We start from the raw sequence: 12,953 nt of genomic DNA, 5'->3' as shown, positions 1-12,953 counted from the left end.
GTCAGATCACGCCGTCGGCGCGCAGTTGATCGATGGAGGCCGTGTCATAGCCCAGGTCGCTCAGCAGGTTCAGCGTATCTGCGCCGAGCGATGGTGCGGGTGCGCCTGGCGCGGCATCGCCGCCGGAGAGACGGAAGCCCGCGCGCGTCACGCGCTGCGGCTGCGCTTCGCCCGGCACATCCAGTTCGCGCACGAATTCGCGCGAAGCGAGATGCGGATGCGCAAGGACGTCGGGCACAGAAAGAACGCGCCCGGCAGGCACACCGCTTGCGACGAGTTTCGTCTCCCAGTTCGCAGCGCTGTCGAGCGCGAGTGCCGCTTCGATTTCCGCTTTGAGCGCGTGACGATTCTGCTTGCGCGTGTCGCGTTGCGCGAAGCGAGGATCGTCTGCGATATCCGGGCGGCCGATCAATGCGCACAAACTCACGAACTGACGCGTTTCGTTCGCCGCGATGTTGAGTAGGCCGTCACCGGTGCGGAAGGTGCCGGACGGCGCAGCCGTGAAGTTCTCGTTGCCCATCGGCACCGGTGCGACACCCGCATTCAAGTAGTTCGAGACGACCCAGCCCATCGTCGCAAGCGTGGCTTCGAGCATCGAGACGTCGAGCATGCGGCCCTGCCCTGTCGTGCGCGCATCGAGCAGCGCCGCGCAGATCGCGAACGCGGCCGTCAGACCGCCGACGGTGTCGGACACCGGATAGCCGACGCGCAACGGTGCGCTCTGCGCATCTCCCGTCACGCTCATCACGCCCGAAATACCCTGAATGATCTGATCGTAGGCAGGACGCGACGACAACTCGCCGTCCGCACCGAAGCCCGAGATCGCACAGTAGACAAGACGTGGATTGATTTCGCGCAGCACGTCGAAATCCAGACCGAGACGCGTCATCACGCCCGGACGGAAGTTCTCGACGAGCACGTCGCTCGATGCCACCAACGCCTTCAGGATGGCTTTGCCGCGCGGATCTTTCAGGTTCAGCGTAAGCGAGCGCTTGCCCGCGTTCACCGCCACGAAGGACGCGCCCATCTGACGCGCAGCTGCCGCTTTGTCGGCCCCGAGTCGACGGGCCAGATCGCCCCCTTCGGGGTTTTCGACCTTGGTCACGTCAGCGCCCATCAGCGCCAGTTGATAGGCGCAGAACGGTCCCGCGAGGACGTTGGAGAGATCGAGGACTTTCACCCCGGCTAGCGGCAATGCCATCGTTGGCTCCCAAAAATGCGTGTTTCGGTTGAAGCGAGATGCATCGGATCGGTGCGAATCAATGCGAGATTTCGTCCAGCGTGCGCTGGTTGGTACGCGGCCCGAACAGGCCGATGGACGCCATCACCATGACCATCGCAAACGTAATCAGCGCAAACACGCCGGTCACGTCGAAATGGCGCAGAGCAAAGGCGATCATGAAGCCGGAGAACATGGCCGACAGGCGCGACATCGAGTACACGAAGCCGACGGCCCGGGCACGAATGCGCGTCGGGAACAGCTCCGTCTGATAGGCGTGATAGCCCACCGACAGCAGAGTGCCGCACAGCGTTATCGCAACGCCCAGAATCATCAGCATGCCGGGCGACGTCTGCACCGCGAACAGCGAACCGAAGATCGCGATACCCAGCGCCGAGAGCACGACCAGCGTCTTTCTCTCGATACGATCGGCAATCGCCATGCCGATGAGCGGACCGAACGGGTTCGAGATCGCAATGACGAACGAGTACATCAGGCTGTGTGTGATCGTGATGCCCTTGGACACGAGCAGCGTGGGCACCCACGACGCGAAGCCGTAGAACCCGATAGCCTGAAACAGGTTGAAGACCAGCAACGTGATGGCACGACGGCGATACGGCTTTTGCCAGATTTCGCGGAACTTCGCCTTGGTCGCAGCAGGTTCGACGCTCAGCACCGGCGGCGGCAACGGACGGCCGGACTCGCGTTGCACACGCGCTTCCAGCACCGAGAGGATCGCTTCGGCCTCGGCGGCGCGGCCTTGCTGCGCGAGCCAGCGCGGGCTTTCCGGCACGCGGCGACGGATCGCCCAGACGATCAGCGCGCCCAGCGAACCGATGATGACCACCGTGCGCCAGCCGTCCATTCCGAAGACTTGTTGCGGCACCAGCCACCACGACAGCAACGCCACCGCGGGCACCGCGAGGTACTGAATCAGGTGCATGAAGGCGAAGGCACGGCCGCGCAGATGCTTCGGCGCGAGTTCGCTCACGTACGTATCGATGGTCACCAGCTCGACGCCGACGCCGATCCCGGCAATCAGACGCCACAGGTTGATCATCGGCGCAGTCGTCTGAAACGCCATGATGAGCGTGGCGATGGAATACCAGAGCAAGGAGACAGTGAAGATCGTGCGACGGCCGTAACGGTCGGCGAGCCCCGTCAGAAAGAACGTGCCGATGAACAGCCCTGCGAAGGACGCCGCCACAAACGCGCCGAGACCCGACACACCGAAGAACGATGCCGTCGTCGTCGAGTACAACCCGCTCTTGACGAGGCCGGGGCCCACGTAAGCGGTGAAGAAGAGATCGTAGAACTCGAACCAGCCGCCCAGCGCGAGCAGCAGGATCAGCATCCAGACGGAGCGCGTGGCGGGCAAACGGTCGATGCGCGCATTGATCTGCCGACTCGCGTCGGACGGCCCGGCATGGGCGGCGGGCGACGCGTGTGCCGCGCCGACAGGCAAACTCGACATCTCAATCCTCCTTTGGATTGCATTGCAGGTCATTCTGCCAAGTTCTGTCAGACAGAATGACGTTCTGTTTTATGAGAAGTCGAAGGGTATGCCTCCACCCAAGGGGCGGGTATCGGGGTTTACGCGGACATAGAGAGGGCAATTCGGGCGCTTATGCCCGTCGCAAGGTTGGATCTGTAGACCTGGCCGATGGCCGCCACGCCGTCACATCTCGTCCACCGCTGTGGTGGCCGTCGGCTGACCGTCGTGGCATTCCAGCGAGAAGCGATTGCGCGTATCGACGTAAAAGCTCGCACCGAAGCGTCCGACAGGGAAGTAGTTTTGCAGACGCACGCGCCACGCCTGCGTGTCGATCAGTTCGTCGCGCGCGTGCATGCGTTCGACGCGTCCGATGAAGATGTGGCGGCTCGGTGTCTCTAGCGTCTCCCACAGCGTGCATTCGAACGCGACCGGGGCTTCGGCGATGCGCGGCGGGGCCACGAGACTACTCGCCACGGGGGTGAGCCCTGCATGCACGAGCTCGCTTTGCGTCGGCGGCAGACGCTCGCCGCACGCATGCATGCGCGCCGCCATCGTCTCGTCCGTCAGGTGCACGACATATTCGCGCGTGCGCAGAATATTCACCGCCGTGTCCTTGAGCGAATCGTCGTCGCGCCGGTTGATCGAGAGCATGACGATCGGCGGTTCTTCGCCGAGCATGTTGAACATCGAAAACGGCGCGGCATTGACGACGCCGTCTTCGTTGACCGTCGTGACGAGTGCAATGGGACGCGGCACGATCAGGCTGGCCATCAACTTGTAGCGTTGATAGGCCGTAATTTCCCGGAAGTCGATTTCCATGCGATGGCCTCAGGTGCGCTGGCGAATGGTGGATTTGGTCGATTTGGTGGCTTTGGTGGCTTTGGTGGATTGGGCAGACGATGTGGCGGTGTCGCGCTGCGCAGCGCCGGTCTCCGGCAAGCCGAGCAGCGAGGCGAGACTCTTCTGCCCACGCATCCGGGTCGTCTCGATGCGTCGCTCCAGTTCCTCCAGATGCGATTGCATACGGTCGATGGCACCTGCGGCGTCCCGTCGCTCGATGCACGCCACGATGGCGGTGTGTTCGTCGTGCTCGCACGGCGCGTAGCCCGGTGGCTCGTACAACCCCACGATGAGCGAGCAGCGCGAGATCAATTCACCGAGATAGCGCAAGAGCACGGCATTGCCTGCAAGCGCCGCCACGCGTAGGTGGAAGTCACTCGCCAGCCGCGCCCAGGACGGCTGATCGAAGCGGTGCATGGCCGCATGCTCGGCATCGAGTTGCCGACGCAGCATGGCCAGATCCTCATCGGTCACCCTTGCCACCGCCAGCTCGACGAGCGCGCGCTCCAGCGCACGTCGCGCTTCGAAGATCTCGCGCGTTTCTTCCGGCGTCGGCTCGGCGATCACGGCGCCCTTGTTGGGACGCAGCGTGACGATCCCGTCATGCGCCAGACGTTCGAGCACTCGGCGTACGACCGCCCGGCCCACGTCGAAGAGCTGACAAAGCTCGGGCTCGGGGAGCTTGGTGCCGGGTGTCAGACGGTGCGCCAGCACGCCGTCGACGATGGTCCGGTAAATGTGCGTCTCGACGCGCGTCTCGGCGCTCTGCTCAAGCGTGTCGTCGGACGGGGGGGAGTGCAGCGAGTGGAGCGAGAGCGGGCGGGAACCGGCGAGTCCGGTCGCTGTGGCGTCTGGGGCAGCACTGGCGGGATGACGGCGCGCTCGCGGCGCAGGCTTGTTGGCGGGCATAGCAGCTGAAGGCAATAGGGTCGACGTCGAATAATCGGTGCAGTCCGGGCAATCGGGACAGTAGGGCTTGAGCGTCATGATGTCCTCAGCCCATCACGGCATCGGGCCGCGTGAGACTGACCGAGGCGACGTGTGCGGCGATATCGCCCGGGCGCGTGAGCCAAATCTCGCCGCGCTGCGCGGCTTGCACGATCGGTGTGAGCACGCGGCGCAAGTGCCGCAACCGGTAGGGCTGCCCCACGAGATACGGATGCAACGCGATCCCCATGACCAGCGGCTGAGCGCGGGTCGGGTGTTCGGCCTGCGCGTACATCTCGTCGAAGTTATCGGCAATCATGTCGGCGAACGCCACACCGTCCATCTGACGGCCAACGATCATCGGAATGTCGTTGACCTCCTGAGGGTATGGCACCGACCAGAGCGCTCCATGGGCGGTTCGCATGCGCACCGGCCGGTCGTCGTGGCACCAGTTCAGCGTATAGCGGTAGCCGGTGCGGGCGAGCAGATCCGGCGTGTGATGCGTCTCCGAGATCCAAGGCGAGAGCCATCCCGTGGGAGCGCACCCCGTCGCCTGCGCCAGACGCGACCGGCAGTGCATGAGCAGATCGTGCTCGCGCGCGGGCTCGAAGTCACTCTGACGATGCGCATTCGTGTGGCCGTGCCCGATCAGCTCGTCGCCGCGAGCGACGCAGGCGTGCACGAGCGCCGGGCAATGATCGAGCAGCGATGTGTTGAGCACGACACCTGCGGGCATCGACAGATCGTCGAACAAGTCCAGACAACGCCATGCCCCGACCCGATTGCCGTATTCGCGCCAGCTGAAATTGAGCACGTCCGGCTGCGGCGAAACGGGGCCGAGATTCGCGCCCATCCCTTCCCCGAAAGCGAAGTGCTCCAGATTGAAACCCAGATAGACGGCCAGGCGCGCGCCATTCGGCCATCGATACGTATCGCGCGCCGTGATCGGCAGATAGTCGAAGCGGTCGTGAGAACGCAATGCGCCGAAGCGCATGTCGTCGTTCGCCAGAACGTCGCGTTCCGGAAGCGTCAGAGCAGAAGTCATCGGTATGTCGTCATTACGGTACGGCATCGCAGCAGGCTCAGCGAGTGAGGCCGTTCATTCATCGTCGAATCGTTCGTTATTCGAATCGCTTGCCCGGCGTCGGGCAACTACACAGCCGGACATGCATCCGCGTCATGAGCCGTCTTGAAACATCCGCGCACTGCCGCAGTGCGCGCGCGTTCCGAGTTGGCGCAAAACGCGTCGTCAACGAACACCACACAGAATCGTTCGCAATTTCAATGCCAGATCGTCAACACATTGCCGTGCATATCGTGCAAGGCGATTGCCATGAAATGTCGACGTGGTGGCACGCCTCTTGCGTACGGCGAAAACGTAGTGAGGGGTGCCCGATGCCAGAGCGCTCCTCGTCTTCGAATCGCTTCAGATATGCCTTATGTGTTCTTACGGAGATTGCTCATGTCTGCCTCTGCACGTCGCCACACCCCCTGCTCCACCCTCACCGGCGACCCGGCACCGCTCGCCGCCCCTACCCGCCGCCGTTGGCTTCGCACCGGCGCGCTCGCCCTGGCGGCAGCGGGTATGACGTTTGCCAGCGTTTCGGGTTACGCAGCGGAAACGATCAAGATCGGTCTCATCACTGCGCTCTCCGGCCAGTCGGCGCGAGCGGGTGACGCGTTGACCCGCGGCATGACCATCGCCATCGACGAGATCAACGCGAGCGGCGGCGTGCTCGGCGGCCGCAAGCTCGAACTGGTGCGTCGCGACGACGAGGGCAACCCGGCCAAGGGCGTGCTCGCCGCGCGCGAACTCATTTATAAGGACAAGGTGGCCGTGCTCTTCGGCGGGCTGGATACACCGGTCTCGATGGCCATCGTCCCGATCGCCAATCAGGAAAAGGTGCCGTTCATGGGACCGTGGGCGGCTGGCACGCCGATTACCCACAACGGTGCGAATCCGAACTACGTGTTCCGCGTCTCGGCGGTTGACGAGATCGTCGACGGCGCGATGGTGAACTACGCTCAGCAGACCTTCGGTGCGAAGAAGCTCGGCCTCATTCTCGTGAACAACCCGTGGGGTGAATCGAACGAAAAAGGCATCGTCGCAGCGCTCTCGGCAAAAGGCATGAAGCCTGCGGCGGTCGAAAAGTTCGAAGCCAACGACGTGGACGTCACACCGCAATTGGGACGCCTGAAGGCTGCCGGGGCGGACACACTGCTCATGGTCGGCAACGTCGGACCGTCGGCGCAAGTCGTGAAGTCGCTCGACCGTATGGGGTGGAAGGTGCCTATCGTCTCTCACTGGGGTCCGGCAGGCGGACGCTTCACCGAACTCGCGGGTCCCAACGCCAAAACCGTGCACTTCGTGCAGACGTACAGCTTCTTCGGTGCGACGTCGCCGGTGAGCGCGCGGGTGATAGCTGCGCTCAAGGCGAAGTACCCCGACATCAAGGGGCCTGACGACATCACGCCTGCGGTGGGCGTTGCCAATGCCTACGACGCGATGCGTCTCACGGCGCTCGCCATCGACCGCGCCGGCTCGACCAACGGGGATGCGATCCGCACAGGCTTCTACAAGATCGACCGCTACGAGGGCCTCATCAAGACCTACGTGAAACCGTTCAGCGAGCAGCAGCACGACGCGCTTTCGGCACAGGACTACGTGTGGGCGCAATTCATCGACAACCGCATCGTGCCGGTGGCCGCTGCGGGGGCAAAGGTCGCGGCGAAGTAATGCTTGCCTAATGCTTACGTAATGCGCGCATTGTCGGTGACACGACGGCGTCAACGAACGGGCGCTGCCGAGGCAGCGTCCCGGAGGACATCTCATGCAATGGATCTCGGCGCTCGTCGCCGGCCTGGGGCTCGGCAGTATGTACGGCCTCATGGCGCTAGGCTTTCATCTGACTTTCGCCGTCAGCGCGACGGTCAATTTCGCGCAGGGCAGCTCGATGATGCTGGGCGCCGTACTGGCGTACACGTTCTCGCAAACGCTCGGCTGGCCGATGCCGCTCGCCGTCGCCATCGCGCTCGCGCTGTGCGCCGTCTACGGTCTGGTGGTCGAGCGGCTTGCGGTGCAGCCGTTCGTGCGGCGCGGTTCGAGCGCGTGGCTCATGGCGACGGTGGCGCTCGGCATCGTGCTCGATAACCTCGTCATGCTGACGTTCGGCACGGAGCCGCGCAGCCTGCCCTCGCCGCTCGCACAAAGCGCGTTGCAGATCGGTGACGCCGGGCTCGGCGTGTATCCGTTGCAACTGCTGATCCCCGTCGTCGGTCTCGCGCTCGCAGGCGTACTGCATTACATCTTGCGACGCTCGCGCTGGGGTATCGCCATGCTGGCCGTTGTGCAGAACCGGGATGCGGCGCGCCTCATGGGGATTCCGATCCGTCGCACCATCGCCGGGGCCTTCGCTGTCTCGACGCTGCTCGCAGGGATTGCGGGCGTACTCATCGCGCCGCTGTTCAACGTGCAGGCGGACATGGGCACGGTCTTCGGCCTCAAGGCTTTTGCGGTCGCGATTCTGGGTGGATTGTCCAGCGCGTGGGGCGTAATGATTGCCGGTCTGCTGTTCGGCCTTGCCGAGGCGATGATCACGGCGACGCTCGGATCCGGCTACACACAAATCATCACGTTCGGTCTGGTTATCGTGTTGCTGGCAATGCGTCCGGACGGCATGTTCGGTCGCGCGGAGGTACGTAAGGTATGAGCGATTCCGTGTTGAAAATCGCGTCGAAGACCGACAGCGCCCGCGCAACGGCGACACCCCCGCGTTCGCGCGACGATCTGGCATTGGGTGGCGCAATCGCTGTCGCGCTTCTGTCGATGGCCGGTGCGGCGTGTGTGGTGAACGGCTATTTCGTAGTGGTGATCGCGGGCGTGGCGTTACTGGCTATCTGCGGTGTGGGCCTGAACCTTCTGCTGGGTTTGACCGGGCAGGTGTCGTTCGGCCATGTCGGCTTCTATGCGATTGGCGCCTACGCCGTGGCGATTCTGACCACACAGGCAGGCTGGCCATTCTGGCCCGCGTGGCTGGCGGGTGGCGTCATCGCGGCATTCACCGGCGCGCTGCTGGCGTTACCGGCGCTGCGCGTGCGCGGGCCCGGACTCGCGATGGTGACGATTGCGTTCGGGTTCATCGTCGAGCATGGCGCGGTGGAGTGGCGCACGTTGACCGGCGGCCAGAACGGACTGATGGGCGTGATGCCGCCGGGCGCATTCGGCATAGCGGGCAGCGAACGAGTGGTGGCCGTGGCCGCGCTGGCGGTGCTGGCGGTCGCACTCGTCGTCTACGTTCGCATTTCACGTGGCACCTGGGGCGCTGCCATGCGCGCGGTGCGCGACAGCGAGACGGCGGCCGCATCGATCGGTGTCGACCCGCTGGTTGTGAAGGCGGTGGCCTTTGCGTTTTCCGCCGCGCTCGCGGGACTTGCGGGCGGACTCTTTGCGCCGTTGCAAGGCATGGTGACACCGGGCATGTTTTCCTTCCTGCAATCGATTCTCTTCGTACTTGTCGTGATGATCGGCGGGGCGGGCACGATTGCGGGACCGCTCGTCGGGGCCGCGATCGTGGGCTTGTTACCGGAGTTTCTGGCGAGTCTGGAGAACATGCGCCTGCTTTGCTTCGGCGTGTTGCTGCTGGTCGTGCTGTGGGGCGCACCCAATGGCGTCATCGGGGTGCTCGGGCAATGGTGGATGTCGCGCAGACGTGTTGTGCCGGACGGCACGGACCTCGCGGCAACGTCGATGCTCGCCCTGCCGGTGCTTGAGGCATCGCAACGAAAGGAACTGACGGCGCAGGGACTGACGATGACCTTCGGGGGCGTCAAGGCCGTCGCCGATCTTTCGTTCACGTTGCCTGCGGGTCGGGTGACGAGCCTGATCGGGCCCAACGGCGCGGGCAAGTCGACCGTCCTCAATATGCTCTCGGGCTTTTACCGGCCGCTGTCCGGCACGCGTGCGCTCGGCGCTCACGCACTGGCGGCACGCGGTGCTTGCGACAGCGCGCGTCGCGGAGTGGCGCGCACGTATCAGACCTCGCAATTGTTCGGTGGCATGAGCGTGCTCGATAACGTCACGCTGGCACGCAGTGCCGGACGTCTCGGTGCACTGCTCGGCGGCGCCCGGATGCGAGGCGAGACACCGCGCCGGGAGGCCCTGGCATTGCTGCGTGCGTGTGGCTATCTGGGCGACGTCGAGCTGATGGCGGCGGATCTCGCGCACGTCGACCGGCGTCTGGTCGAAATCGCGCGAGCATTGGCAACGCGCCCGTCGGTGCTGCTGCTCGATGAACCTGCGGCCGGGCTCTCGACGCAGGACAAGGCGCAGTTGGGCAAGCTGTTGCGTCGCATTGCCGACAGCGGCGTCACCGTGGGACTCGTCGAGCACGATATGTCGCTGGTGATGGGCGTATCGGACGGCATCGTCGTGATTGATGCGGGGCGCTTCCTTGCGCAAGGCTCCCCCGCCGCGATTCGCCGTGACGAGCGGGTGCGTGAGGCGTATCTGGGGGCTTCGGTCCCCGACGCGACCGGCGCGACGACGGCCCCGACAGCGCGCGAAAAGGCAGTGACCCCGGAAATCCTCGGGGTCGGCAAATTGACGGCGGATTACGGCGCAGCGCCGGTATTGCACGACGTGTCGATTCAGGTGCGCGAAGGAGAACTCGTCGCCCTGCTCGGTGCCAACGGCGCGGGCAAGTCGACGCTCATGCGCGCACTCGCGGGACTGCACCGTCCGGTCAAGGGCGGCATCACCTTCAATGGACGCGATCTGTCACGTCTGGACGCCGCGCAGATCGCGGCGCTCGGCGTGGTGCTCGTGCCGGAGGGGCGGCAGGTGTTCCCGGAGTTGTCGGTCCTCGACAACCTGCGTCTCGGCGCTTTCCCGTGCGGACGTCTGCCCAAAGCGACGCTCGATGCACGCATCGCACAGATGTTTGCACGCTACCCGCGACTGCAAGAGCGCCAGCATCAACGCGCGGGCTTGCTCTCCGGCGGCGAGCAGCAAATGCTGGCGATTGCGCGAGCGCTAATGTCGTCGCCGCGCGTGTTGTTGCTCGACGAGCCTTCGCTCGGTCTGGCCCCTAAGGTGATTGCGTCGTTGTTTGCGTCGCTCGATGCGCTGCGTCGCGAATCGCTCTCGATGCTGCTCGTCGACCAGATGGCCGCCATGGCGCTGTCGATTGCCGACCGTGGCTATGTTCTTGAAGAGGGACGTGTGACGGTCAGCGCAGCGGCGAGCGAACTGGCAGGCGACGCACGGCTGGCCGCGGCGTATCTCGGGGGTGAGCATGACGCAGGGGCGGCAGCATGATGCGTGACATGACGGTTTGCGAGTCGCCCCGCGCCGCGAGTGGGTGTCGTGGACTGGTGACCAGCCCGCACACGCTGGCGAGTGCTGCGGGCCGCGACGTGTTGCAACAGGGCGGCAACGCCATCGAAGCGGGCATCGCCATCGCCGCGATGCTGTGCGTGACGATGCCTCATTTCACCGGCCTCGGCGGAGACGGTTTCTGGCTTGTCGCCGACGGGACGTCCGAGGGCGGCACAGCGCCACTTGCCATCTCCGGCATCGGACAGGCGGCGCGGGATCTGCCGTCACGATGGCTCGGCGGCGAGGCCATTCCCTTGCGCGGGCCAAGCGCCGCATTGACCTCGGCGGCGACGGTGGCGGCATGGGAAGCGGCGTTCCGCATCAGCCGCGACACGTGGGGCGGTCGATTGTCGTGGGCATCGTTGCTCGCACCGGCGATCGCGGCTGCCGACGCGGGATTCCCGACGAGTCGTTCTCAGGACTTCTGGTACACGTATCGCGCCGACGAGATGCACGATGCGTCAACGTGGCGCGGCTTCGCACAAGCATTTCTGTCCGGCGGTCGCGCCCCGGCGGCAGGCGAGACATTTCGTCAACCGGCATTGGCGGCGACACTGCGTCAGCTGGCAGACGGCGGACCGCGCGAATTCTATGAGGGCGAGTTGGCAACCCGCATGGCGCACGGCTTGCAGGCGGCAGGCGCTCCACTCACGCGCGAGGATCTTGCCGCCACACGTGTGCATGTGTCGCCTGCGCTGACGATGCCGTATGCAGACGGCGTGCTCGCGACGATGCCGCCGCCCACACAGGGCGTCACGACGCTCCAGATCATGGGCATTCTCGAGCGCGTCGGACTGAAAGACTGCGAGCATGGCAGCGCGACGTATTACCACCGGCTAGTTGAAGCCGTGAAGCAGGCGTTCCTTGATCGCGACCGATACGTCGCGGATCCGGAGTTCGTCGACGTTCCCCTCGCGGCGATGCTGTCGGCCGACCAACTTCGGGCCGCCGCCTCGAGAATCGAAGATCGTACGGCGCTCGAATGGCCCCATCGGTTTCGTGAGGGCGATACGGTGTATTTCGCCGCGACCGACGCGGCAGGACGGGCCGTGAGCGTTCTGCAAACGATCTATTTCGACTGGGGAAGCGGTGTCATGGCGGGCGATACCGGCGTGCTTTGGCACAACCGGGGCGCGGCGTTTCGTCCCGCCGCAAGCGCGCATCCGAACGCACTCATGCCGGGCAAGCGGCCGTTCCACACGCTCAATCCGGGCATGTATCTAAAGGGCGGGCGCGCACGGTTGTTGTACGGCACTCAGGGGGCCGACGGACAACCGCAAACGCTGAGTGCATTGCTGACCCGACTGATCGACTTCGGGATGTCCCCGCAAGAAGCACTATCCCATCCGCGCTTTCTGCTTGGCCGCACGTTCTCCGACAGCCGGGACAATCTCAAGCTCGAGCGCGATGCCGGGCAAGCGGTATTCGACAGCCTCAGCGAGCGCGGACATTCGGTGGTGCCCTTACCTGCCCACAGCCCGCTAGCCGGACAGGCAGGCGTCATCGCGATTGCGGAGGACGGCGTGGCAACCGGCGCACATGACCCTCGCAGCGATGGAGCGGCGTTGGCGGTTTAGGGCCAATCGACAGACGTCATCATCCATCGGAAGTCGCAATGAATCTGCAAGCTCTCCGTTGCATTGCGGTGGATCTGAAATCCGTATTGCTTTAGCAAAGTGAGGATGCAGCTCAGGGATGATGCGTGCCGCCGGACCCGGCGCTGCTGCCAGCTTGAAGGGGTGAAGACGCCAAGCGGCAGCATGCGGATGCGGCGTCCGTTTACGCAGAACGAGACGTCGACATGTGTGCCATCGACGTCGTGGCCGTTGCTGCCGAAAATGTCGGTGATCTCGTGTTGGCGATTTGGGTACAGCCGACGGAACACGCCAATGCCGAACTTGCGGAACTGCCTCCTCGCGAAGCCGAGTTGGGACGCGTGGGCCTCATATCCTCTAGTGAGGATCAGCGTGATTTCTTCGGGCAGTTGCGTCTGAATATCCTGAAGGGCTTTCAGAACAGCCTCATCCACACGAACGTAGCGCGCGGGCCATCGGGGGCTAACTCGCAGTCCGCCGTGGGAGCCGCGTGTCAAAGTT

General features: G+C 64.6%; 10 protein-coding genes. 4 read left to right on the top strand and 6 right to left on the bottom strand.

Annotated features, from left to right (window positions below; translation table 11 throughout):
* Position 1 precedes the first annotated feature (1 nt).
* From NTU39_RS05965 to NTU39_RS05945, 5 genes are all read right to left on the bottom strand, one after another.
* Positions 2-1,201 (bottom strand): CaiB/BaiF CoA transferase family protein, encoded by a 1,200-nt coding sequence (locus tag NTU39_RS05965; protein WP_150666704.1) that lies wholly within the window; start codon positions 1,199-1,201, stop codon positions 2-4.
* Positions 1,202-1,259: 58 nt separating this feature from the next.
* On the bottom strand, positions 1,260-2,693 hold the full coding sequence (locus NTU39_RS05960) for an MFS transporter (RefSeq protein WP_150666705.1): 1,434 nt from the start codon (positions 2,691-2,693) through the stop codon (positions 1,260-1,262).
* A 204-nt stretch (positions 2,694-2,897) separates the two neighbouring features.
* On the bottom strand, positions 2,898-3,533 hold the full coding sequence (locus NTU39_RS05955; protein WP_257959486.1) for a flavin reductase family protein: 636 nt from the start codon (positions 3,531-3,533) through the stop codon (positions 2,898-2,900).
* A gap of 9 nt (positions 3,534-3,542) precedes the next feature.
* Positions 3,543-4,541, bottom strand: coding sequence for a GntR family transcriptional regulator (locus NTU39_RS05950; protein WP_246184775.1), 999 nt, complete (start codon positions 4,539-4,541; stop codon positions 3,543-3,545).
* 7 nt (positions 4,542-4,548) lie between these two features.
* Positions 4,549-5,526 carry a polysaccharide deacetylase family protein gene (locus tag NTU39_RS05945; RefSeq protein ID WP_373275363.1) on the bottom strand — a complete coding sequence of 326 codons (978 nt, stop codon included), beginning with the start codon at positions 5,524-5,526 and terminating at the stop codon, positions 4,549-4,551.
* A gap of 540 nt (positions 5,527-6,066) precedes the next feature.
* Between NTU39_RS05945 and NTU39_RS05940 the strand changes: the two genes are divergently transcribed.
* From NTU39_RS05940 to NTU39_RS05925, 4 genes are all read left to right on the top strand, one after another.
* A complete protein-coding gene (locus NTU39_RS05940; protein WP_150666744.1) occupies positions 6,067-7,218 on the top strand; it encodes an ABC transporter substrate-binding protein in 1,152 nt (383 codons plus the stop codon).
* Positions 7,219-7,312: 94 nt separating this feature from the next.
* Positions 7,313-8,191, top strand: coding sequence for a branched-chain amino acid ABC transporter permease (locus NTU39_RS05935; protein ID WP_150666707.1), 879 nt, complete (start codon positions 7,313-7,315; stop codon positions 8,189-8,191).
* Complete coding sequence (locus NTU39_RS05930; RefSeq protein ID WP_257959485.1) at positions 8,188-10,797, top strand: branched-chain amino acid ABC transporter ATP-binding protein/permease; 2,610 nt, start codon at positions 8,188-8,190, stop codon at positions 10,795-10,797. The genes NTU39_RS05935 and NTU39_RS05930 overlap by 4 nt, the downstream gene beginning before the upstream one ends.
* Positions 10,794-12,434, top strand: a complete 1,641-nt coding sequence (locus NTU39_RS05925; RefSeq protein WP_257959484.1) for a gamma-glutamyltransferase family protein — start codon at positions 10,794-10,796, stop codon at positions 12,432-12,434. The genes NTU39_RS05930 and NTU39_RS05925 overlap by 4 nt, the downstream gene beginning before the upstream one ends.
* Here the strand turns inward: NTU39_RS05925 and NTU39_RS05920 are convergent.
* Entirely contained in the window at positions 12,431-12,886 is a 456-nt protein-coding gene (locus NTU39_RS05920; RefSeq protein ID WP_217426198.1) for a hypothetical protein, read from the bottom strand. The genes NTU39_RS05925 and NTU39_RS05920 overlap by 4 nt on opposite strands.
* Positions 12,887-12,953: the final 67 nt, after the last annotated feature.

Origin of the sequence: Pandoraea commovens (genome assembly GCF_024704525.1) — a bacterium.
GTDB lineage: Bacteria > Pseudomonadota > Gammaproteobacteria > Burkholderiales > Burkholderiaceae > Pandoraea > Pandoraea commovens.
The sequence above is the reverse complement of the archived record's forward strand: the minus strand, read 5'-3'. Positions and strand labels throughout refer to the sequence as shown.

Coding starts and splice junctions, on each gene's coding strand:
- NTU39_RS05960 (WP_150666705.1), bottom strand. CDS start 2,693: ATGTCGAGTTTGCCTGTCGGCGCGGCACACGCGTCGCCCGCCGCCCAT.
- NTU39_RS05965 (WP_150666704.1), bottom strand. CDS start 1,201: ATGGCATTGCCGCTAGCCGGGGTGAAAGTCCTCGATCTCTCCAACGTC.
- NTU39_RS05925 (WP_257959484.1), top strand. CDS start 10,794: ATGATGCGTGACATGACGGTTTGCGAGTCGCCCCGCGCCGCGAGTGGG.
- NTU39_RS05950 (WP_246184775.1), bottom strand. CDS start 4,541: ATGACGCTCAAGCCCTACTGTCCCGATTGCCCGGACTGCACCGATTAT.
- NTU39_RS05955 (WP_257959486.1), bottom strand. CDS start 3,533: ATGGAAATCGACTTCCGGGAAATTACGGCCTATCAACGCTACAAGTTG.
- NTU39_RS05935 (WP_150666707.1), top strand. CDS start 7,313: ATGCAATGGATCTCGGCGCTCGTCGCCGGCCTGGGGCTCGGCAGTATG.
- NTU39_RS05945 (WP_373275363.1), bottom strand. CDS start 5,526: ATGACTTCTGCTCTGACGCTTCCGGAACGCGACGTTCTGGCGAACGAC.
- NTU39_RS05940 (WP_150666744.1), top strand. CDS start 6,067: ATGACGTTTGCCAGCGTTTCGGGTTACGCAGCGGAAACGATCAAGATC.
- NTU39_RS05930 (WP_257959485.1), top strand. CDS start 8,188: ATGAGCGATTCCGTGTTGAAAATCGCGTCGAAGACCGACAGCGCCCGC.